At 63.0% G+C, this 21,425-nt stretch carries 21 protein-coding genes; 20 read left to right on the forward strand and 1 reads right to left on the reverse strand.

The genetic code is table 11. The features are described 5' to 3' along the window. Window positions 1-93: 93 nt before the first annotated feature. Window positions 94-549 carry a MarR family winged helix-turn-helix transcriptional regulator gene (locus KYT97_RS03205; protein WP_033232145.1) on the forward strand — a complete coding sequence of 152 codons (456 nt, stop codon included), beginning with the start codon at window positions 94-96 and terminating at the stop codon, window positions 547-549. After that, complete coding sequence (locus KYT97_RS03210; protein ID WP_219111748.1) at window positions 546-1,967, forward strand: MFS transporter; 1,422 nt, start codon at window positions 546-548, stop codon at window positions 1,965-1,967. Before KYT97_RS03205 ends, KYT97_RS03210 begins: the two co-directional genes overlap by 4 nt. 12 nt (window positions 1,968-1,979) lie before the next feature. On the opposite strand, the gene KYT97_RS03215 is transcribed toward KYT97_RS03210, so the two are convergent. Continuing rightward, window positions 1,980-2,624, reverse strand: a complete 645-nt coding sequence (locus tag KYT97_RS03215) for a TetR/AcrR family transcriptional regulator (RefSeq protein WP_051730342.1) — start codon at window positions 2,622-2,624, stop codon at window positions 1,980-1,982. Window positions 2,625-2,749: 125 nt separating this feature from the next. Here KYT97_RS03215 and KYT97_RS03220 point away from each other — a divergent pair, with 125 nt between their 5' ends. From KYT97_RS03220 to tpiA, 18 genes are all read left to right on the forward strand, one after another. Beyond that, window positions 2,750-4,189, forward strand: coding sequence for an MDR family MFS transporter (locus KYT97_RS03220; RefSeq protein ID WP_045067681.1), 1,440 nt, complete (start codon window positions 2,750-2,752; stop codon window positions 4,187-4,189). Between the two features lie 69 nt (window positions 4,190-4,258). Then, window positions 4,259-5,224 carry an esterase/lipase family protein gene (locus KYT97_RS03225; RefSeq protein WP_219111749.1) on the forward strand — a complete coding sequence of 322 codons (966 nt, stop codon included), beginning with the start codon at window positions 4,259-4,261 and terminating at the stop codon, window positions 5,222-5,224. A 204-nt stretch (window positions 5,225-5,428) separates the two neighbouring features. After that, on the forward strand, window positions 5,429-6,352 hold the full coding sequence (fmt, locus tag KYT97_RS03230; RefSeq protein ID WP_095886253.1) for a methionyl-tRNA formyltransferase: 924 nt from the start codon (window positions 5,429-5,431) through the stop codon (window positions 6,350-6,352). Then, a complete protein-coding gene (locus tag KYT97_RS03235; protein WP_033232140.1) occupies window positions 6,349-7,791 on the forward strand; it encodes an RsmB/NOP family class I SAM-dependent RNA methyltransferase in 1,443 nt (480 codons plus the stop codon). The genes fmt and KYT97_RS03235 overlap by 4 nt, the downstream gene beginning before the upstream one ends. A gap of 94 nt (window positions 7,792-7,885) precedes the next feature. Then, the gene (locus tag KYT97_RS03240) at window positions 7,886-8,233 is read left to right on the forward strand and encodes an MmcQ/YjbR family DNA-binding protein (protein ID WP_033232253.1); all 348 of its coding nucleotides are present in this window, start codon (window positions 7,886-7,888) and stop codon (window positions 8,231-8,233) included. 64 nt (window positions 8,234-8,297) lie between these two features. Continuing rightward, window positions 8,298-8,981 (forward strand): ribulose-phosphate 3-epimerase, encoded by a 684-nt coding sequence (gene rpe / locus KYT97_RS03245; RefSeq protein ID WP_033232252.1) that lies wholly within the window; start codon window positions 8,298-8,300, stop codon window positions 8,979-8,981. Window positions 8,982-8,991: 10 nt separating this feature from the next. Next, complete coding sequence (gene ribD / locus KYT97_RS03250) at window positions 8,992-10,044, forward strand: bifunctional diaminohydroxyphosphoribosylaminopyrimidine deaminase/5-amino-6-(5-phosphoribosylamino)uracil reductase RibD (protein WP_092808070.1); 1,053 nt, start codon at window positions 8,992-8,994, stop codon at window positions 10,042-10,044. A gap of 6 nt (window positions 10,045-10,050) precedes the next feature. Next, on the forward strand, window positions 10,051-10,659 hold the full coding sequence (locus tag KYT97_RS03255; protein WP_033232138.1) for a riboflavin synthase: 609 nt from the start codon (window positions 10,051-10,053) through the stop codon (window positions 10,657-10,659). Between the two features lie 151 nt (window positions 10,660-10,810). After that, a complete protein-coding gene (locus KYT97_RS03260) occupies window positions 10,811-12,085 on the forward strand; it encodes a bifunctional 3,4-dihydroxy-2-butanone-4-phosphate synthase/GTP cyclohydrolase II (RefSeq protein WP_033232137.1) in 1,275 nt (424 codons plus the stop codon). Then, entirely contained in the window at window positions 12,082-12,579 is a 498-nt protein-coding gene (ribH, locus tag KYT97_RS03265; RefSeq protein WP_033232136.1) for a 6,7-dimethyl-8-ribityllumazine synthase, read from the forward strand. Before KYT97_RS03260 ends, ribH begins: the two co-directional genes overlap by 4 nt. After that, window positions 12,576-13,043: a PH domain-containing protein gene (locus KYT97_RS03270; RefSeq protein WP_219111750.1), complete on the forward strand. Its 468-nt coding sequence runs from the start codon at window positions 12,576-12,578 to the stop codon at window positions 13,041-13,043. The genes ribH and KYT97_RS03270 overlap by 4 nt, the downstream gene beginning before the upstream one ends. Before the next feature lie 75 nt (window positions 13,044-13,118). Then, window positions 13,119-15,281 carry an excinuclease ABC subunit UvrC gene (gene uvrC / locus KYT97_RS03275; RefSeq protein ID WP_219111751.1) on the forward strand — a complete coding sequence of 721 codons (2,163 nt, stop codon included), beginning with the start codon at window positions 13,119-13,121 and terminating at the stop codon, window positions 15,279-15,281. Continuing rightward, window positions 15,278-16,177, forward strand: a complete 900-nt coding sequence (gene rapZ, locus KYT97_RS03280) for an RNase adapter RapZ (protein ID WP_033232134.1) — start codon at window positions 15,278-15,280, stop codon at window positions 16,175-16,177. Before uvrC ends, rapZ begins: the two co-directional genes overlap by 4 nt. Next, window positions 16,174-17,229, forward strand: a complete 1,056-nt coding sequence (locus KYT97_RS03285) for a gluconeogenesis factor YvcK family protein (protein ID WP_033232133.1) — start codon at window positions 16,174-16,176, stop codon at window positions 17,227-17,229. Before rapZ ends, KYT97_RS03285 begins: the two co-directional genes overlap by 4 nt. Next, window positions 17,226-18,203, forward strand: a complete 978-nt coding sequence (gene whiA, locus KYT97_RS03290) for a DNA-binding protein WhiA (protein WP_172935629.1) — start codon at window positions 17,226-17,228, stop codon at window positions 18,201-18,203. The genes KYT97_RS03285 and whiA overlap by 4 nt, the downstream gene beginning before the upstream one ends. Window positions 18,204-18,371: 168 nt before the next feature. After that, window positions 18,372-19,391: a type I glyceraldehyde-3-phosphate dehydrogenase gene (gap, locus tag KYT97_RS03295; protein WP_033232131.1), complete on the forward strand. Its 1,020-nt coding sequence runs from the start codon at window positions 18,372-18,374 to the stop codon at window positions 19,389-19,391. Window positions 19,392-19,408: 17 nt separating this feature from the next. Then, window positions 19,409-20,620, forward strand: a complete 1,212-nt coding sequence (locus KYT97_RS03300) for a phosphoglycerate kinase (protein WP_033232130.1) — start codon at window positions 19,409-19,411, stop codon at window positions 20,618-20,620. Between the two features lie 6 nt (window positions 20,621-20,626). Further along, window positions 20,627-21,415, forward strand: a complete 789-nt coding sequence (gene tpiA / locus KYT97_RS03305; protein WP_033232129.1) for a triose-phosphate isomerase — start codon at window positions 20,627-20,629, stop codon at window positions 21,413-21,415. Window positions 21,416-21,425 lie beyond the last annotated feature (10 nt).

Raw genomic sequence — 21,425 nt, forward strand, 5'->3', positions numbered from 1 at the left:
GTCTGTTGAAAAAATTTCGATAGAGACAGCTCACATCCAAGACCTTAGAAGAAATAAGCAGCTACCCTGGCTAATGAGACTAGGGAGAATCGCATGGACGAACGGGCCGACCGGCTGCGGGAAGACGTGGCGCTGTTCAGTCGAAGGATTCGGACGAAGAGTTCCGGGCATTTGTTGACTCCAACCCAACTGCAGGCACTTGCGCATCTGGATCGGGTGGGCGCGATGAGTGCGCGTGCGCTTGCCGACTTGGAGCGGGTGGTGCCGCAAACCATTGCGCGTACTGTCCTTCTTCTCGAGGAGAAGGGGATGGTGACGCGCACCGTCGATCCACATGATGCTCGCGCGAGTTTGATCTCGATCACGGACATCGGCCGCAGGACCTTGGACGTGGACCGCGCCGCCCGTAGTGAATGGCTTACGTCCGTGCTGACGGAGGAGTTCACTGACGTCGAACGTGAGTTGCTTTATCTCGCAGGACGTTTGCTGCGGCGTGCGGCTGAGTCGACCGATACAACACCGGCGCAGGAGTCAGTGATGCGCGCATGACTGCCGTCGAGGACCAGGCAGATACCAAGGCCTTGCCTGTTCCGTTCCGGGTGAGTGGTGCGGCAGCGACCGGCAGCATTCTGCAACCGCTGAATTCGTCGATGATTGCCGTGGCAATTGTTGGTATCGCCGCTCAGTTCGGTTCGAACGGCGGCGTTTCCTGGATCATCTCCGCGATGTACATCACGACCGCTGTTGGTGCCCCCATGATGGGTCGGCTCGGTGCATTGCTGGGCGCTCGTCGGGTATTTCTCGGAGGCTTAGCCCTGGTCGCCATCGGATCGTGCGTCGGGATGCTTGCCCCGAATGTCGGTTGGTTGATCGGTGCGTACGTGATCCTCGGATTCGGCATTTCAGCCCACATGCCCAACGCGATGACCATGGTCCGCAGCTACTCCGAGCGCTACGGGCGCCAGCCGCGTACAGCGATTGCAACGTTGGTTGTCTGCAGTCAGTCCGTTGCAGCTCTTGGTCCCACTGTCGGTGGTCTCCTTGTGGGGGCTTTCGGGTGGCAATCGATCCTGTGGGTGAATCTTCCCGTCGTAGTGCTCAGTGCTGTTGTGGTTATGCGTGCTGACGTGGGCTTTGCCGGCGGTGGGCGAGTGTCGGTTCGGGAAGCGCTCCATGCTCTCGATGTAGTCGGAATCGGATTGTTCCTCGTGACGATCACGTCGATGATGGTGCTGCTGGTTTCGTTGCCGGGGAACCCGACGTGGTGGCTGCTTCCCGTTGCGGTGACGGGACTCGGTCTCTTTGTCTGGTGGGAGCACCGCGCTCCGGAGCCGTTTCTGGATGTCGAGGCTCTGGCACGTAATCGCGCGCTCAGTGCAACTCTGGGTCGGACATTGCTCACGTACACGTGCTTCTACTGCGTCTTTTTCGGAATTCCACAATGGCTGCAGTACGCGCGGGGGATGAGCCCGATCGAGGCCGGCTTGACGATGCTGCCCGTTGCGGGGGTCAGCGTGGTGGCCACCATGATCGGGTCTCGCACATACCGGCGGTACGGCGCCCGTCGCACTCTGTTTGTCGGTACGTGTGCGCTGCTGGTCGGCGGGGTGTTGATCGCTTCGGTCGAAAGCTCGACTGCCCCGGTCTTGGTGCTTCTCCTTGTTGCCGCGGTACTTGGTATACCGAACGGTTTCAACAACATCGGCAATCAAAGCCTGATCAATGCGGTGACAACCGTGGACGAAGTTGGTGCAGCTATCGGCGTTTACCGCACAGTCGCGTTCATCGGCGCGAATCTTGCGGTTGTGGTGTTGCAGGTAACGGCCGGTCATCAGATCGACGACGCTGGTCTGCACCGGACTGGATGGTTCATCGCAGTTTCAGGATTGGTCCTTCTTGTCGGGATCATGTTCTCGCGCAACATGGGACCGGCCCGCGCTGTCGATTCCCCGAGTTCGTCTGCCTGATCTCGCTGTCGATCAGCTCGCTGCGGCGCGTCGCAGATCTTCGCACGTGCTCCGGTAAATCTGTGCCAGATCAGCCTCGGCGCCGTTGTCCAGGCGTTCTGCCCAGGTGTCGACCGCGATACGTGTTGTCATCGCGGCACTTTCGACGAGTAGTCGAGCGTAAGGGCGGGCATTCTCGCCGCCGAGTTTGATGGCAACTCGGTCCGTCAGTTGGATCAGTGCCATGGATTCTGTGGCAAATGACGATGCGCACAGATGGGGGTCGGATGCGAGGAGGCGTCGAACTCGCAGTATTCGATCTCGCCTGTCAGGAGAGGCCTCCAGTCTCTCGATGATGTTCCCGTAGATTTCCTGCATCCCTGTCAGAGTCACGTCGTCGGCAGGGATCGCATCGAGCCATTCGACGATTTCCGTCTCGAACTCGACCTCGACGCTGAGGGCCGAGTCTTCCTTGGTGGCGAAGCATCGAAAAAATGTGCTGGGCGAGACTCCGGCGCGGCGCGCGATTTCGTCAACCGTCGTCGCCGACGAGCCGTGGAGTTCGAAAAGTTCCAGAGCGGCCCGGGATATCTCGAGGCGAGTTTCCTGGCGGCGGCGTTCCCGCAGGTCGGGAGCGCGTTTTGCCGCGGGGACCTTGACGCTGTCGTGTGTGGTCATCCGCAGTCCTCCATGCGGCTCAACTTACCAGCCGAAATCAACTTGACAGTGACTCTCAAGATGATTGATATTGTCAGTTAAATAAGTTGATTTGTCTTCTAAGACCAGAGAGTTCTCAGTAGCGCATGCATATTCAAGAGACGGAAGCCCAACCGGAATCGGTTGACCTCGACCGCGGTAGCAAATTGTTGATCACCGTGCTGGTCGTCGCAGCGTTCGTGATGATCCTCAACGAGACGATCATGAGCGTGGCACTGCCACGTTTGATGGTGGACCTGGACATCACCGCCAGCACAGCACAGTGGCTGACCACTGGATTCATGCTGACCATGGCCGTCGTGATTCCGACGACGGGCTACCTGTTCCAGCGATTCACTCTCCGGCAAGTATTCGCAGCAGCGATGACGCTCTTCAGCGTCGGCACGCTCCTCGCGGCGTCCGCACCCGGATTCGAACTTCTTCTGGCGGGTCGAGTGATCCAAGCCGGTGGTACCGCCATCATGCTTCCACTCCTCATGACCACGGTCCTGCGTGTTGTTCCCGCCCATAAGCGCGGCGCCATGATGGGCGTCATCTCCATCGTGATCGCCGTCGCTCCGGCGATCGGTCCGACACTCTCCGGTGTGATCCTGCGATCGCTGGACTGGCGCTGGATGTTCTGGCTTGTGTTGCCGATCGCCCTGGTTGCGTTTGCCATCGGTTCCGCTTTGGTCAAGAACCTCACTACTACCGGCGCAGCACCGTTCGACGGGTTGTCGGTTGTATTGTCCGCGTTGGCATTCGGTGGCATCGTCTACGGACTCGGTAGTCTCGGACATTCCGCCGAGGGATCCGGCGTGCCGGTGTGGGTACCGCTGGTTGTCGGTGTCGTGGCGCTGGTCGTGTTTGTTCTGCGTCAGTTGTCGCGGCAGGAGGACGGGCGTGCCCTCCTGGACATGCGGCCATTCCTCACGCCGACGTTCAGCATCGGATTGGCCATGTTGGCGATCAGCATGATGGCCCTGTTCGGTGCGCTGATTCTGCTGCCGTTGTACCTGCAGAATGTGCTCGGCCTCGACACGTTGAAGACCGGTTTGTTGCTTCTCCCCGGTGGTTTGCTCATGGGCATCCTGGCACCGTTCGTCGGTCGGGTCTTCGACCGCGTCGGTCCGCGCCCGCTGGTCATCCCCGGTGTTGTCGTGGTCAGCGCCGCGTTGTGGCTGATGACGCTCCTCGACACGGAGACCGGCTTGCCGATGGTTGTCGGCATCCATTCGATGCTGATGGTGGGTCTGGCATTGGTGATGACTCCGCTGATGACGTCGTCGCTCGGATCGGTCCCGTCGGAGTTGTATTCCCACGGCAGTGCAATTTTCAATACCGGTCAGCAGTTGGCCGGTGCGGCGGGAACCGCGTTGTTCGTCACAATTATGTCGAACACAGCCGCCTCACAACTCGCCGATGGTGCGACCGATGTCGCTGCGCAGCAATCGGGTATCCACACAGCATTCATGTGGGGTGGCGTCATATCCCTGATCGCGGTGGCAGGTTCGTTCTTCATCCGGAAGCCGGCAGTGACCAGCTAGGGATGTGTGTTCGTCTGCACTTATGATTGGCCTTGGTGTGGATCGGGATCGGGGCGGGAGTGCTGAACTATGTCGGGTAGAACAAGAATTGCAGGATTGGTGTTGGCTAGCGCCTGTCTGGTGGCGCTACCAAGTGTTGCCGGCGCGCAGTCCGGGGCGAGCGTTCCCACACACGTCGGACCGGCACAGATAAGCCGTCACGCGGCAACCGCATATGCAGAGACTCACCCCGATTCGGTGCCGGCCGGGTCCAATAATTTCGACTGCAGGCCCACGGCCGAGCATCCACGTCCGGTGTTGCTTGCACATGGCACGGACACTCAGGCGTACACCGACTGGGCGGCTGTGGCGCCGGCTCTCGCTGCCGATGGCTATTGCGTTTTTGTACTCAACTACGGCGGGGATCCTGAGGAAGATACCTTCGGCGTCGGCGACATCGTCTCGAGTGCAAGCGAATTCAGTGCCTTTGTCGATCAGGTGAGATCGAGGACGGGCGCTGATCGCGTCGATGTCATCGGGTACTCGCAGGGCGCCACGGTAACTCGGTACTACACCAACAAACTTGGTGGTTCGCAGTTTGTCGACCACTGGATCGGGCTGGCCTCGCCGACGTACGGCGGTGTGATGTTCGGGCTCGTGCCGCTTGTACGGGCGATACCCGGCGGCGAAGAATTTGTCGAGGACACTTTCTCGGTTGCCGTGCGCGAGCAGATGGAGGGATCGGATCTGCTGCGCAGCCTCAACAACGGCGGCGACACCGTGCCAGGGGTGCGATACACCACCATCGGCTCGCAGGTCGACGAAGTGATCCAACCGTCAGGCAACATCGCGTTGCGGGACTCAGGCGCCGAGAACATCGTCCTGCAGGACCTGTGCCCGCAGAACCTGACCGGGCACTTCCGGATGCCGTACGACCCTTACGTGATCGACATCATCCGCACCTCCCTCGATCCCGATGCCGAGCGGCACGCACCGTGTACGGCCGTCCCGCTCGGCACCGATATTCCGCAAGTGGTGATCGACGCAAATTCCTGACTTCTGCAATCGATTACGACCCCAGAAGTTGCCGACAGTCACGACCGATATGCCGCGCGGTACAAGCTGGGCTCAGCACTCCCTAGACTGAGGGTTCCATTCGTACAAAATCCGGGAGCGCTTTCGTGACTTGCAGTCCACCACGTTCGAGCGGCCAGCGAGCTGATCACAGTCTCTGCAGCCCTGAGAATAGGGAGGGCTGACATGCGCGTTGTATTCGCCGGAACGCCGGAACCTGCCGTCCCGTCCTTGCGTCGACTCATCGAGTCGGCCAATCACGAGGTCGTTGCCGTGGTGACGCGTCCTGACGCCGTCGCCGGTCGCGGACGGAAAGTCACCCGGTCACCCATCGGCATGCTCGCGGACGAACACGGCATTCCGGTGTTGACTCCCGCCAAGGCGTCAGATCCCGAATTCGCGGCCGAGCTGAAAAGCTACGAGCCGGACTGTGCGCCTGTTGTCGCTTACGGAAATCTGTTGCCGCAGAACGTACTCGACATCCCGAAGTTCGGTTGGGTGAATCTGCACTTCTCGCTGCTTCCCGCGTGGCGTGGTGCTGCGCCGGTGCAGGCAGCGATCAGCGCCGGTGACGAGGTCACCGGTGCCAGCGCCTTCCGCCTCGAAGCGGGCATGGACACCGGACCGGTGTACGGCGTGATGACCGAACGCATCCGCGACACGGACACTGCCGGCGATCTCCTAGGGCGACTGGCCGAAGGTGGCGCCGGCCTGCTCGAATCAGTGCTCGACGGAATCGAAGCCGGTGCAATCACGGCGGTTCCTCAATCCGACGACGGCGTCTCGTACGCGCCGAAGGTGACCGTCGACGCGGCCCGGGTGCGCTGGGATCGTCCCGCTGCGGCCGTTGACCGCCACATTCGGGCGGTCACGCCTGCGCCGGGCGCGTGGACGATGATCGGTGACCTGCGGGTCAAGCTCGGACCGGTCACCGTGACTGACGACGTACTGGCAGTCGGCGAGATCGCAGTACGCAAGGACGGTCTGTACATCGGTACCGCTACGACGGCGGTGCGACTCGGGCAGATACAGCCCCCGGGCAAGAAATTGATGTCGGCAGGGGACTGGGCACGCGGTGCCCGACTCGACGCGGAGGTACGAGCAGCATGACCGAATCACGACGACCAGCCCGCCAGGCCCAAGGCCCCGGCGACAAGCGGAACGGGTCGCGAAACAACAAGCCGAAGCAGGCAAAGCGGCCCGATCCGACGGCTGGACTCGATCAGCCGCGTCTCGCAGCTCTCGACGTGCTGCGCGCGGTCCGCGAGCGCGACGCCTACGCAAACTTGGTTCTGCCCGGATTGCTCCGCGATCGCAAACTCGACTCCCGCGATGCTGCCTTGGCAACAGAACTGGCGTACGGCGCTGCCCGCGCGCAGGGGTTGCTCGACGCTGTGATCGTGCACGCGTCGGGTCGTCCGATCGAGGAAATCGACGGCAACCTTCTCGACGTGCTGCGGTTGGGTTCTTACCAACTGCTGCGCACGCGCGTCGCGCCGCACGCTGCCGTCGCGACGTCCGTCGACCTCGCACGCGCTGAATCCGGCCAGGGGCGAGCAGGATTCGTCAACGCGGTACTGCGCCGGGTGTCCGAACGCACTCAGGACGAGTGGGTGGAACTGCTGGCGCCGAAGGATCCGATCGGGCACCTCGCGTTCGAGCACGCGCACCCTGTGTGGATCGCACAGGTCTTCGCCGATTCGCTCGGCGCTGCGGCCGGTGAACTCGAAGACGTCCTGATTGCCGACGACGCCCGCCCCGCCGTGCACCTCGTTGCGCGGCCCGGCGAAATCTCGGCCGAAGAGCTGGCGCTGGTCACCGGCGGCGAGATCGGCCCGTACTCGCCGTACGCCGTGCATCTGGACGGCGGCGATCCTGGCCAGCTCGATGCGGTGCGTCAGGGCTTGGCCGGCGTGCAGGACGAAGGCAGCCAGCTGGTTGCCCGCGCCCTGACTCTCGCACCGCTCGACGGTGACGACGGTGGCCGCTGGCTCGATCTCTGCGCTGGTCCCGGCGGCAAAGCAGCGCTTCTCGGAGCACTGGCAGGAATCGACGGTGGGCGCCTCGACGCCGTCGAACCCGTCGCCCACCGCGCGGAACTGATCCGCAAGACCACCCGTGAGCTGCCCGTCGACGTACACGTGGCCGATGGCCGTGAGTCTGGCCTCGAACCCGGCTACGACCGCATCCTCGTCGACGCGCCGTGCACCGGACTGGGTGCGTTGCGTCGGCGTCCGGAAGCGCGGTGGCGTCGCCAACCGTCGGATGTTGCCCCGCTGGTGAAGTTGCAGCGTGAATTGCTCGCCGCGGCAATCGAATTGGTGCGTCCCGGTGGTGTGGTGCTGTACTCCACGTGCTCGCCGCACTTGTCGGAAACGCTGGCCGTTGTTGCCGATGCGGTCCGCCGTCATGGCGTTGTCGAACTCGACACCAAGGAACTGGTGCCCGGTGTGCCGGACGTCGGCGACGGCAATTCGGTTCAATTGTGGCCGCACCGCCATGGCACGGATGCAATGTTCATGGCGGCATTGCGTAAACCACTGGCGTAGGTAGCTGTGCGCCGTTTTGGTAGCGGGACCTACCAAAACGGCGCACAGGGGTGGGGAGGTGACTTCCGGCCCCCGGAGTCGTATGGTTCCCTCCATGGTTACGTGGGAACAGGTTGTCGTACTCGCTTCGGCGCTTCCGTCAGTGGAGGAATCGACGTCGTACAACACCCCGGCACTCAAGGTGGCAGGCAAGACATTTGCGCGCTTGCGAACCGAAGCCGAGGGTGCATTGGTCGTGATGTGTGGTCTGGACGAGAAAGAGGCGCTGCTCGCCAGTGGGGAAGCGCCGTTCTTCACGACGGATCACTACCACGGGCACGGTTCGATCCTGGTGCACCTCGAACTGATCGAGGAGGATCAGTTGGCGGAAATGCTCGAGGACGCATGGCGGATCAAGGCTCCGTCGAAGGTGCGCAAGCTTCGCGCCGCAGTCAAGCACTGACAGATTTTCGACCGCACCGACGGGCGTGCACAGGGGCGCAGACGCCACGGCTAAACTCGGGCACGTGGCTTCCCCGATGATTGCACCGTCCATTCTGTCCGCCGATTTTGCACGCCTCGCCGACGAAGCGGCCGCCGTTGCCGGTTCTGATTGGCTTCACGTCGACGTGATGGACGCGCATTTCGTTCCGAATCTGACACTGGGTCTTCCGGTGGTCGAAAGCCTGCTCAAGGCAACGGATATTCCGCTCGACTGCCATCTGATGATCGACAACCCCGAGCGCTGGGCGCCGCCGTATGCCGAGGCCGGTGCATACAACGTCACGTTCCATGCCGAAGCCACCGATGATCCGCGTTCGGTTGCCCGCGACATTCGCGCTGCCGGTTCCAAAGCAGGTCTGAGCATCAAGCCAGGAACCGACATCGAGCCTTACCTCGAAATCCTCAAAGATTTCGACACGTTGCTGATCATGAGCGTCGAGCCAGGCTTCGGTGGGCAGTCCTTCATGCCGCAGGTCCTCGAGAAGGCCCGCACGATTCGTAAGCTCGTCGACTCGGGCGAGCTGAAACTGCTTGTCGAGATCGACGGCGGCATCAACGCGGACACTATCGAACAGGCCGCAGAAGCGGGCATCGATTGCTTTGTCGCCGGTAGCGCCGTGTACGGCGCGAGTGACCCCGGAGAAGCTGTGCGCAAGCTTCGTGCGCAGGCCGCATCCGCGTCGCCGCACCTGACGCTGTCGGTCTGAGAACACCGACATGGCAAAGGCTGTTCCGGTGTCGAGTTCTGATCTCGACGCCGCAATGCAGATCGCGTTGACTGCTGCTGATTCCGCACGCGGGTTCACCAGCCCCAACCCGCCCGTGGGTGCCGTCATTCTGGGCGCCGACGGAACCATTGCGGGCGTGGGCATGACTCAGCCCCCAGGTGGTCCGCATGCGGAGATCGTGGCTCTTACCGAAGCCGGCCGGGCAGCGCGCGGCGGCACGGCGGTGGTCACGCTCGAACCTTGCAACCATCAGGGGCGGACCGGGCCGTGTTCACAGGCGTTGATCGACGCCGGTGTGGCGGCCGTGGTTTATGCCGTCGGCGACCCCAATCCTGAAGCGTCCGGCGGTGCGGCGACGCTGATGCGCGCCGGAATCTCGGTCACGTCCGGACTACGAGCGGCTGAGGTCGAAGCGGGTCCGCTGCGCGCCTGGCTGCACAAGCAGCGCACCGGCCGTCCGCACATCACGTGGAAGTACGCGGCGAGCCTCGACGGCCGCAGCGCTGCCGAAGACGGCACGAGTCAATGGATCACGGGTCCGGCTGCTCGAGCACGCGTACATGCCCAGCGGGCGCAGGTCGACGCAATCGTGGTGGGTACCGGCACGGTCTTTGCAGACGATCCCTGGTTGACCGCGCGTCAGCCGACGGGGGACCTCGCGGCCCATCAGCCGGTGCGCGTGGTAGTCGGCAAGCGTGAAATACCCTCGACTGCAAGGATTCTCGACGACGCGGCTCCGACGCTCGTCCTGAACACCGAGAGCATCGACGAGGTTGTCGAGGCGCTCACCGAATACACGGACGTGCTGCTCGAAGGCGGACCACGCCTGGCGGGCGCATTCCTGGCCGCAGGGTATGTCGACGTCATCGAGGCGTACATCGCTCCGATCCTGCTCGGCGGGGGAGCGTCGGCGCTGGTCGACGCGGGAGTACACACCATCGCCGATGCTCGCCGGTTCCACTTGGAGTCCGCGGTAACGATCGGCCCCGATATTTTGTTGAGTCTGGTTCCGGAGAATTCCGCTCCGGGGAACGAGGAGTAGGCAAGCGTGTTCACTGGAATTGTTGAAGAACTCGGCGAAGTTGTCGCCAAGGAAGAACTGGTCGACGCCGCGCGCTTCACGGTGCGCGGACCGTTGGTCACCTCCGACGCCGGTCACGGTGATTCCATCGCGGTGAACGGCGTCTGCCTCACGGTTGTCGACGTACTCGACGACGGTTCCTTCACTGCAGACGTCATGCAGGAGACGCTGAACCGTTCGAGCCTCGCGAGCTTGGCTGTCGGCAGCCGCGTCAATCTCGAGCGCGCAGCAGCACTCAACAGCCGTCTGGGTGGACATCTCGTGCAGGGCCACGTCGACGGTACCGGTCACGTCATTTCGCGTTCGCCGTCCGAGAACTGGGAGATCGTGCGGATCTCGCTGCCCGAGTCCATCTCGCGGTACGTCGTGGAGAAGGGTTCGATCACCGTGGACGGTGTGTCCCTGACGGTGTCGGCGCTGGGAGGTGAGCGTGGGTTCGAGTACTTCGAGATCTCGCTCATTCCGACGACGTTGGAGTTGACGACACTCGGAACCGCGACGATCGGCACACCGGTCAATCTCGAGGTCGACGTGATCGCGAAATACGTCGAACGGTTGCACGCTGCCGGTAGGTAGGACCGCCTCGATCGGGTCTTGACGGACGGTCGTAGGGTTGGTAACAGGGTTGGTCAGTAGGCTTGGCCAGTAGGGTTGTCGGTGCATCCACATCGGATGTACTCGTTGTTTTCGATGATGACTAGTAGTCAAGACTTTGGAGTGCGAGCACGTGACCAGGTTCGACAGTATCGAGCGCGCAGTAGCAGATATCGCTGCAGGTAAAGCTGTTGTCGTTGTGGACGACGAGGATCGTGAGAACGAGGGCGACCTGATCTTCGCCGCAGAGAAAGCCACTCCTGAACTGGTGGCGTTCATGGTTCGGTACACGTCCGGTTATCTCTGTGTTCCGCTCGACGGAAACGACTGCGACCGTCTGGGCCTGCCCCCGATGTACGCCACCAATCAGGACAAGCACGGCACTGCATACACGGTGACCGTCGACGCCCGTGAGGGAATCGGCACCGGTATCTCGGCGTCGGATCGCGCTGCGACCATGCGCCTGTTGGCTGATCCCAACTCCGGTGCCAACGATTTCACCCGTCCCGGCCACGTAGTACCGCTGCGCGCGAAGGAAGGCGGAGTTCTCCGTCGTCCCGGACATACCGAAGCCGCAGTCGATTTGGCTCGCATGGCTGATCTTCGTCCCGCCGGTGTCATCTGCGAAATCGTCAGTCAGAAGGACGAAGGCGCAATGGCTCAGACGGACGAGTTGCGCGTGTTCGCCGACGAGCACAACCTGGCGTTGATCTCGATTGCCGATCTCATCGCGTGGCGTCGTAAGCACGAAAAGCACGTCGTCCGCATTGCCGAAGCCCGTATCCCGACGCGTCACGGTGAGTTCACCGCAGTCGGCTACACCAGCATCTACGACGAGGTCGAACACGTTGCGCTGGTGCGCGGCGACATCGCCGGCCCCGACGGTGACGGCAGCGATGTTCTCGTGCGCGTGCACTCCGAGTGCCTGACCGGTGACGTGTTCGGCTCACTGCGCTGCGATTGTGGTCCGCAGCTCGATGCCGCGCTGGACATGGTGGCGCAGGAAGGCCGCGGCGTCGTTCTGTACATGCGCGGACACGAGGGTCGCGGAATCGGCCTGATGCACAAGCTGCAGGCGTACCAGTTGCAGGACGCCGGCTCAGACACGGTCGACGCCAATCTCGAACTCGGGCTCCCCGCTGACGCCCGTGACTACGGCATCGGCGCGCAGATCCTCGTAGATCTGGGCATCTCGTCGATGCGTCTGCTGACGAACAACCCGGCCAAGCGTGTCGGCCTGGACGGTTACGGACTGCAGATCACCGACCGGGTTCCGATGCCGCTGCGCGCCAACGCCGAGAACCTCACGTACCTGCGCACCAAGCGCGACCGGATGGGCCACGATTTGATCGGACTCGACGAGTACGAAGCCGCTCAGGAAGCCGTCAAGCAGGACGGTGCGGTATGAGCGGTGAGGGACAGCCCCAGCTGGCTATCGCCGAAGCGAAGGACTTGAAACTGGCGATCGTTGCGGGGCAGTGGCACGCCACGATCTCCGAAGCATTGATCGCGGGTGCTCAGCGGGTGGCCGCAGAGGCGCAGATCAAAGATGTGACGTTGATCCGCGTCGCCGGCGCCATCGAACTGCCCGTCGTTGCACAGGCGTTGGCCAAGACGCACGATGCCGTTGTTGCGCTCGGTGTGGTCATTCGCGGTGGTACACCGCATTTCGAGTACGTCTGTGACGCGGTGACAGCTGGTCTGACGCGGGTCTCTCTCGACGAGAGCACACCGGTCGGCAACGGCGTCCTGACCACCGATACCGAACAGCAGGCCCTGGATCGTTCCGGTTTGCCCGGTAGTGTCGAGGACAAGGGTGCGCAGGCCTGTGCCGCAGCATTGGACACGGCGGTCACCTTGCGCCACCTACGACAGCCATGGACTGAGGATTCGTTTCGATGAGCACACCTGACGACAACTGGGAACTGATCGCGAAACCGCGCAAGTCGACGCGATACGCGATCGGGGTTGCGGCTCTCCTGGTCATCGTCCACGTCACTCTGGCAGTCTCGCTGCGAAGCGGATCGACCGGCGTGTACTTCCGCGCGGCCGATCAGCTTGCCATGGCCACGATCGGCTGTGTTCTCGCCGGTGGTGTTCTGCTGCTCACCCGCCCTCGGGTGCGAGCGGGTCAACGGGGTATCGCGGTTCGCAACATTCTCGGCGAGAAGATCGTCGAGTGGGATCTGTTCGAAGGCCTGTCGTTCCCTGACGGTGCCGCGTGGGCCAGGATCGAACTGCCGGACGACGAGTACATGCCGGTCATGGCAATCCAGTCCAACGACCGCGAATACGCGGTGGACGCCGTCGTGAAGCTGCGCGAAATCGCTAACCGCTACGCCCCGGCAGCACACGAAAGCAACTGACGTTCGCCAGGCCGATTCGTCGGACACCACCAGCGTGTTTCCGAATCGGTCGGTGGCGACGACTAACGTGGAACTGTGCCGGATCCTTCGACTTATCGCCCCGCCACCGGAACAATCCCGGTGGCGCCTGGCGTCTACAAATTTCGTGATCCGCATGGTCGGGTCATCTACGTCGGCAAGGCCAAGAGCCTTCGTTCGCGTCTGAACTCGTACTTCGCGGACGTCACGACGCTTCATCCCCGCACAAGGCAGATGGTGACCACGGCCGGCAGCGTCGAGTGGACGGTCGTCAGCACCGAAGTCGAAGCGCTACAACTCGAATACAACTGGATCAAGGAGTTCGATCCACGGTTCAATGTTCGCTATCGCGACGACAAGACGTATCCCGTTCTTGCGGTCACGCTGAACGAAGAGTTTCCGCGGCTGTTCGTCTACCGCGGTCCACGGCGCAAGGGTGTCAGGTACTTCGGTCCGTACTCGCACGCGTGGGCCATCCGAGAAACACTCGACCTATTACTTCGGGTGTTCCCGGCCCGCACGTGTTCCGCCGGAGTGTTCAAGCGCCACAACCAGATCGGCAGACCGTGTCTGCTCGGGTACATCGACAAGTGCTCTGCGCCGTGTGTGGGCCGTGTCAGCCCCGAGGAACACCGGCAGATCGTCGAGGACTTCTGCGACTTCCTCGCCGGGCGGACAGACAAGTTGGTGCGTGACCTCGAGAAGAAAATGCAGCAGGCGTCCGATGACCTCGATTTCGAGACCGCAGCGCGACTGCGCGACGATATCGGAGCCCTCCGCAAGGCGCTCGAAAAACAGGCCGTCGTGCTCGGCGACGGCACCGATGCCGACCTCGTCGCGTTTGCGACTGATGACCTCGAGGCCGCGGTCCAGGTATTCCACGTGCGCGGCGGTCGGGTGCGGGGTCAACGCGGCTGGGTAGTGGAGAAGGCCGGTGACGCCATCGACTGGGCAGCTCTCGACGCAGACTCCGACCTCCCGATTCTGGTCGAGCAGTTCCTGACCCAGTTCTACGGCGAGCAGGCATCCCTCGAACCGGGGAGCGACTCGGAATCGGGTTCGAGCGCCGTTCCTCGCGAGGTGCTGGTTCCGGTACTTCCTCCCAACGCCGCTGAGATCCAGGTGTGGCTCAGCACCCTTCGTGGTTCTCAGGTTCAGCTGCGAGTTCCGCAGCGCGGCGACAAGAAGGATCTCGCCGAAACCGTGCAGCGCAACGCGAAAGAAGCTCTGGCGCAACACAAACTCAAGCGAGCGGGAGATTTCACGTCACGATCGGCCGCGCTTCAAGGTATCCAGGAAGCCCTCGATCTGGACTCGGCGCCGTTGCGAATCGAGTGTGTCGACATCAGTCACGTTCAGGGCACCGACGTGGTTGCCTCGCTCGTGGTGTTCGAGGACGGCTTGCCCCGCAAATCCGATTACCGCCATTACGCGATCAAGGAAGCGGCCGGCGACGGGCACTCGGACGACGTCGCGAGCATCGCCGAGATCACGCGTCGACGGTTCCTCCGGCACAACCGTGACCTCGGAATCCTGGCCAATTCGGCCGCAAGTATGGACGCGGACGGCGGCGACCTGGCGCCGGAAGCGGCGATCGATCCTCAGACCGGTCGGCCACGACGCTTTGCCTATCCGCCCAATCTGTTTGTGGTTGACGGTGGTGCGCCGCAGGTCAATGCCGCCGCCGCCGTGCTCGACGAGCTCGGCGTCACCGACGTAGCCGTCGTCGGACTCGCGAAACGACTCGAAGAAGTGTGGGTGCCCAACGAGGAAGATCCGGTGATCCTGCCTCGGACCAGTGAATCGCTGTACTTGCTGCAACGAATCCGCGACGAAGCGCACCGCTTTGCCATCACGTTCCACCGCAGCAAGCGCTCGCGGCGAATGACGGCGTCGGTGCTCGATTCGGTCAAGGGACTGGGGGAGACCCGGCGAACCGCGCTCGTGTCCCATTTTGGTTCCGTGGCAAATCTCAAGACCGCGACCGTCGAGGAAATCATGGAGGTCCCCGGCATCGGTGCCGCTACGGCGCGGGCCGTACTCGACGCTTTGGGCGGGGAACCTGCACAGACCGTCAACCGAGCGGAAGCGCTGCCGGGCGGGGTAGGGGATGATAAACAGGACGTGGAGTTCGAAATGTCGGATCAGCTGGTTCGGCAGGTACCGGACTCCGTGTCGAGCGAACCATCCATATCGACGACGGGGCAGAGTGCCGAGTGACCACAGACAGCGCAAACGACAGCCGAACCATGGACTTTCTCTTGGTCACGGGATTGTCCGGCGCCGGACTCAGTACTGCAGCCAAGGTCCTCGAAGACCTCGGCTGGTATGTAGCGGACAACCTACCGCCCGAATTGATCTCGCGAATGGTCGGATTGAGCCTGACGTCTGATCCACCGGTTGACCGACTTGCCGTGGTGATCGACGTGCGGTCTCGACTGTTCACCGGCGATCTCGGCTCGGTCCTCACGGAATTGGAAGCCGCGCCGATCCACACGCGTGTCCTCTATCTCGAGGCGTCCGACGACGTTCTGATCAGGCGGTTCGAGCAGGTTCGCCGTAGCCACCCGCTGCAGAACGAGGGCGTCGACGGCACACTCGCAGAAGGTATCGCCGCGGAGCGTCGGCAGTTGGCCGTGGTCAAGGCTGCCGCCGACTTGGTGATCGACACGTCTGCGCTCAAGGCACATCAATTGCGGCAGAAGATCGAAACGGCTTTCGGGGTCGAGGCGAACCGAACCATGAAGGTCACCGTGCAGTCGTTCGGGTTCAAATACGGTTTGCCCATCGACGCGGATCTCGTGTGCGACGTGCGTTTCCTGCCCAATCCGCATTGGATTCCCGAACTCCGCGATCACACCGGCCAGGAGGCCGGCGTTCGCGATTACGTCCTGTCTCAGGACGGCGCCGAAGACTACCTCGACACCTATCTGCATCTGCTCGACCTGACGATCGCCGGATATCGTCGAGAAGGAAAGCGCTACATGACAATTGCTGTGGGTTGCACCGGTGGGAAACATCGAAGTGTGGCCATGTCCGAGGCTCTTGCACGCAAGTTGGGCAGTGAGGCCGACATCGCGGTCAGCATCGTGCACCGAGATCTGGGCCGCGAATGAGCGGTTCGACGGGGCAGGATCTTCGGGGGCCCGCGGTCGTCGCTCTCGGTGGTGGTCACGGACTGTTTGCGACGCTGCAAGCTGTTCGCCGACTCACCTTCGACGTGACTGCCGTGGTCACTGTCGCAGACGACGGCGGCTCGTCCGGTCGCTTGCGCGCCGAACTCGGTGTGATCCCGCCTGGTGACCTTCGGATGGCGCTGGCGGCGTTGGCTGCCGACGAACCCGATGTCAGGGACTGGACGCGCACCATCCAGCACCGTTTCGGTGGTGTCGGCGCGTTGGCCGGGCATTCGGTGGGCAACCTGATTCTGGCCGGCCTCACCGAGGTGCTCGGCGACCCGGTTCAGGCGCTCGACGAGATGGCGCGACTGTTGCGGGTGCGCGGGCGGGTGCTGCCCATGTCGCCGATCGCGCTCGACATCGAAGCCGACGTTCAGGGTTTGGAAGAAGACCCTCGCGTCAGCCGGTGTATCCGCGGTCAGGTTGCAGTGGCGACCACGCCGGGAAAGGTGCGACGCGTGCGTCTGTTGCCGGCAAATCCGCCCGCGAGTCCCGACGCGGTGGCTGCCATCGGACGAGCTGACCTCGTGGTGCTCGGACCTGGCTCGTGGTTTTCCAGTGTCATCCCACACGTGCTCGTCCCGGAATTGGTCGAGGCTCTCTCGTCCACCGAAGCCCGAAAGGTGCTCGTTCTCAATCTTGCTCCGGAACCTGGGGAGACGGCCGGATTCTCGGCAGAGCGTCACCTGCACGTACTCTCCCAGCATGTGCCCGATTTCCGGGTTGACTACGTCGTCGTCGATTCTGCGTCGGTTCCGCCGGGACGGGAACGTGAACATCTGGCGCGGGCAGCGCAACAATTTCACGCCGAAGTCCGATATGCGGACGTCGCCGATACTGCGGCGGGTTCGGCGCATATCCACGATCCGGTGAAACTCGCCGAGGCTCTCGCCCAACTGACCGGGCGGACAGGCACTCTCGAACCGGCCAATGGGGCCGGCACCGATCATTCAACAGCAGAACAGAGGGAGAACACTTCGTGGCAATGACAGCGGAGGTCAAGGACGAACTGAGCCGGTTAGTGGTGACTCAGGTCAGCTGCCGAAAGGCTGAGGTCTCCGCACTGCTCCGATTTGCCGGCGGACTCCACATCGTCGGTGGCCGGGTTGTCGTCGAGGCCGAGGTGGATCTGGGATCCACCGCGCGTCGACTACGCCGCGAGATCTTCGATCTCTTTACCTACAGCGCCGACGTTCACGTGTTGAGTGCGGGTGGGCTGCGAAAATCAGCCCGCTACATCGTGCGCGTTGCCAAGGAAGGCGAAGCCCTCGCACGCCAGACCGGGCTGCTCGATCTGCGTGGCCGGCCGGTCCGCGGCCTGCCGGCTCAGGTTGTCGGCGGAAGCGTCGGTGACGCCGAAGCAGCTTGGCGCGGAGCATTTCTCGCACACGGTTCCCTGACCGAACCAGGCCGGTCCTCGGCGCTCGAAGTGAGCTGCCCCGGGCCCGAAGCGGCACTCGCGCTGGTCGGTGCTGCTCGCCGTCTCGGGATCTCGGCGAAGGCCCGCGAAGTGCGTGGAACGGATCGCGTCGTGATCCGCGACGGTGAGGCGATCGGTGACCTTCTGACCCGGATGGGCGCTCAGGACACTCGGCTCGTCTGGGAAGAGCGTCGGATGCGCCGCGAAGTGCGGGCAACGGCCAACCGGCTCGCGAACTTCGACGACGCCAATCTGCGACGCTCGGCTCGCGCTGCCGTGGCGGCCGCCGCGCGCGTCGAGCGGGCCCTGGAAATCCTCGGTGAGGATGTTCCGGATCATTTGGCTGCCGCAGGTGCCCTGCGCGTCGAACATCGCCAGGCGTCGCTCGAGGAGTTGGGGCAGCTCGCTGACCCGCCGATGACGAAGGACGCTGTCGCGGGGCGTATCCGGCGTCTGCTGTCGATGGCCGATCGCAAGGCGAAGGAAACCGGCATTCCGGACACTGAATCCGCAGTCAACTCGGAGCTACTCGAAGAGGGATGATGGTCCCTCGCCGGCGGGGTCTTCAGGGTGGGCTGCGCACTCTGGAGCCAAGCACATTAGGGTAAGGGTCACATCGACCGATGAACCCCACGTCCGCGTCGTGCACACACGGATTCGGAACTGCGTGGGTCAAGTTGCACACCAGAATCATGGTCAAAGGAGCGAATTGTGACTGTCCGGGTTGGCGTAAACGGTTTCGGCCGTATCGGACGTAACTTCTTCAGGGCGGTGGATGCGCAGAAGGCGCTCGGAACCACCGATATCGAGATCGTGGCAGTCAACGACCTGACTGACAACGCGACGCTCGCTCACCTGCTGAAGTACGACTCCATCCTCGGCCGCTTGCCGTACGACGTGTCGCTCGACGGTGACGACACGATCGTCGTCGGCGATCAGCGCATCAAGGCCCTCGCACACCGCGGCCCGTTGAACGAGCTTCCCTGGGGCGAGCTGGGCGTCGACGTCGTCGTCGAGTCCACCGGCATCTTCACCGACGCAGCAAAGGCCAAGGGACACCTCGAAGCCGGCGCGAAGAAGGTCATCATCTCGGCTCCGGCCAAGGGTGAAGACATCACCATCGTCATGGGCGTCAACGACGACAAGTACGACGGCAGCCAGAACATCATCTCCAACGCCTCGTGCACCACCAACTGCCTCGGCCCCATCGCCAAGGTCCTCGATGACGAGTTCGGCATCGTCAAGGGTCTGATGACCACGATCCACGCATACACGCAGGATCAGAACCTTCAGGATGCGCCGCACAGCGACCTCCGTCGCGCCCGCGCAGCCGCTCTCAACATCGTTCCGACCGGCACGGGCGCTGCCAAGGCAATCGGCCTGGTTCTCCCGCAGCTGCTCGGCAAGCTCGACGGTTACGCACTGCGCGTGCCGATCCCCACGGGTTCGGTCACCGACCTCACCGCGAACCTGAAGAAGTCGGCTACCGCTGACGAGATCAACGCCGCCATGAAGGCTGCAGCCGAGGGCCCCCTCAAGGGCATCCTCAAGTACACCGACGCACCGATCGTCTCGTCGGACATCGTCACCGACCCGCACTCGTCGATCTTCGACTCGGGTCTGACGAAGGTCATCGACGACCAGGTCAAGATCGTTTCCTGGTACGACAACGAGTGGGGCTACTCCAACCGCCTCGCCGACCTCATCGGCCTCGTCGCCAAGTCACTCTGAGCGGAGTTTCGATAACAGTGGCAGTTCAGACGCTGAAGGATCTGCTGGACGCTGGGGTCGAGGGGCGCACCGTACTGGTGCGTTCCGACCTCAACGTCCCGTTGGATGGCGGAGAAATCACGGACCCGGGCCGCATCGTCGCGTCCGCTCCCACCTTGCGGGCACTTGCCGAGGGTGGAGCGAAGGTCATCGTGACCGCGCACCTCGGGCGCCCCGACGGTCAGCCCGATCCCAAGTTCTCCCTCGCACCGGTTGCCGCGAAGTTGGCCGAAATCCTCGGTCGCAACGTGCAACTCGCCGGTGACGTCGTGGGACAGGACGCGCTGGCTCGTTCCGAAGGACTCACCGACGGTGACGTCCTGATGCTCGAGAACATCCGTTTCGACCCTCGCGAGACCAGCAAGGACGAAGCCGAGCGGGTCAAGCTCGCCAAAGCTCTCGTCGAGCTGGTCGGTGATGACGGCGCATTCGTCTCCGACGGATTCGGTGTTGTTCACCGCAAGCAGGCGTCGGTCTTCGACGTCGCGAAGCTGCTCCCGCACTACGCGGGTTACCTCGTCGGCGCCGAGGTCGAGGTGCTCGCCAAGCTCACGCAGGACGCGGCGCGTCCGTACGCAGTGGTGCTCGGTGGCTCCAAGGTCTCGGACAAGCTGGCCGTCATCGAGGCACTGGCACCCAAGGTCGACACACTGGTGATCGGCGGCGGAATGTTCTACACGTTCCTCGCGGCTCAGGGTGTGTCCGTTGGCAATTCGCTCTGCGAAGAGTCCATGATCGAGACCTGCAAGAGCCTCCTCGACCGGTACGCGGACGTCATCCACATCCCTCAGGATGTTGTTGTCGCGGACTCCTTCTCGGCTGATGCCGAGTCGAAGATCGTTCCGTTCGACAAGATTCCCGACGGCTGGATGGGTCTGGACATCGGACCGGAGTCGGTCAAGCGCTTTGCCGCGATCCTGACCGGAGCCAAGACGGTGTTCTGGAACGGCCCGATGGGCGTGTTCGAGTTCCCGAAGTTCGAAGCCGGCACCCGCGGTGTTGCGGAGGCAATCGTCGAAGCAACCGCCAAGGGCGCGTTCAGCGTCGTCGGCGGCGGCGACTCTGCTGCGGCTGTCCGCCAGCTCGGAATCCCGGACGAAGGCTTCTCGCACATTTCCACCGGCGGCGGCGCTTCCCTCGAATACCTCGAGGGTAAAGAGCTTCCCGGCATCGCAGTACTGGAAGGCTGATCCGACATGGCACGTAAGCCGTTGATCGCCGGCAACTGGAAGATGAATCTGAACCACCTCGAGGCTATCGCCCTGGTGCAGAAGATCGCGTTCTCCTTGCCTGCGAAGTACTTCGACAAAGTGGACGTCACGGTTATCCCGCCGTTCACCGACATCCGTAGCGTCCAGACGCTGATCGAGGGCGACAAGCTCCTGCTCACGTACGGCGCGCAGGACGTCTCCGCTCAGGACAGCGGTGCATTCACCGGCGAGATCAGCGGCTCCATGCTGGCCAAGCTCGGATGCACCTACGTCGTGGTCGGACACTCGGAGCGTCGCACCCTGCACGGTGAGACCAACGAGCTTGTCCTCGCCAAGACCAAGGCTGCCTTGAAGAACGATCTCACACCGATTGTGTGCATCGGTGAGGGCCTCGAGATTCGCGAAGCAGGCAACCACGTCGCCTACAACGTGGAGCAGCTCAAGGGTTCTCTGGCCGGCTTGAGCGCGGAGGAGATCTCCAAGATCGTCATCGCGTACGAGCCTGTCTGGGCAATCGGCACCGGTCGAGTCGCTTCTGCTGAGGACGCTCAGGAAGTGTGCGCAGCGGTTCGCGGCACGGTCGCCGAACTCGCCGACGCTGACGTGGCTGCAGGCGTACGAGTCCTGTACGGCGGCAGCGTCAGCTCCAAGAATGTCGGAGAGATCGTCGGCCAGGCCGACGTCGACGGCGCTCTTGTCGGCGGCGCGTCACTCAAGGCGGACGAGTTTGCCACGTTGTCTGCGATTGCAGCGGGCGGGCCACTGCCTAGCTAGCATGTGATCT

The sequence above is a fragment of the Rhodococcus globerulus genome (assembly GCF_019334125.1).
Lineage (GTDB): Bacteria > Actinomycetota > Actinomycetes > Mycobacteriales > Mycobacteriaceae > Rhodococcus_F > Rhodococcus_F globerula.

Excerpts from the sequence above, each read along its gene's own strand:
- ribH (WP_033232136.1), top strand. The coding sequence starts at position 12,082 with ATGAGCGGTGAGGGACAGCCCCAGCTGGCTATCGCCGAAGCGAAGGAC.
- KYT97_RS03210 (WP_219111748.1), top strand. The coding sequence starts at position 546 with ATGACTGCCGTCGAGGACCAGGCAGATACCAAGGCCTTGCCTGTTCCG.
- KYT97_RS03235 (WP_033232140.1), top strand. The coding sequence starts at position 6,349 with ATGACCGAATCACGACGACCAGCCCGCCAGGCCCAAGGCCCCGGCGAC.
- KYT97_RS03220 (WP_045067681.1), top strand. The coding sequence starts at position 2,750 with ATGCATATTCAAGAGACGGAAGCCCAACCGGAATCGGTTGACCTCGAC.
- fmt (WP_095886253.1), top strand. The coding sequence starts at position 5,429 with ATGCGCGTTGTATTCGCCGGAACGCCGGAACCTGCCGTCCCGTCCTTG.
- KYT97_RS03285 (WP_033232133.1), top strand. The coding sequence starts at position 16,174 with ATGAGCGGTTCGACGGGGCAGGATCTTCGGGGGCCCGCGGTCGTCGCT.
- whiA (WP_172935629.1), top strand. The coding sequence starts at position 17,226 with ATGACAGCGGAGGTCAAGGACGAACTGAGCCGGTTAGTGGTGACTCAG.
- ribD (WP_092808070.1), top strand. The coding sequence starts at position 8,992 with ATGGCAAAGGCTGTTCCGGTGTCGAGTTCTGATCTCGACGCCGCAATG.
- KYT97_RS03270 (WP_219111750.1), top strand. The coding sequence starts at position 12,576 with ATGAGCACACCTGACGACAACTGGGAACTGATCGCGAAACCGCGCAAG.
- KYT97_RS03215 (WP_051730342.1), bottom strand. The coding sequence starts at position 2,624 with ATGACCACACACGACAGCGTCAAGGTCCCCGCGGCAAAACGCGCTCCC.
- KYT97_RS03205 (WP_033232145.1), top strand. The coding sequence starts at position 94 with ATGGACGAACGGGCCGACCGGCTGCGGGAAGACGTGGCGCTGTTCAGT.
- KYT97_RS03240 (WP_033232253.1), top strand. The coding sequence starts at position 7,886 with ATGGTTACGTGGGAACAGGTTGTCGTACTCGCTTCGGCGCTTCCGTCA.
- tpiA (WP_033232129.1), top strand. The coding sequence starts at position 20,627 with ATGGCACGTAAGCCGTTGATCGCCGGCAACTGGAAGATGAATCTGAAC.
- KYT97_RS03225 (WP_219111749.1), top strand. The coding sequence starts at position 4,259 with ATGTCGGGTAGAACAAGAATTGCAGGATTGGTGTTGGCTAGCGCCTGT.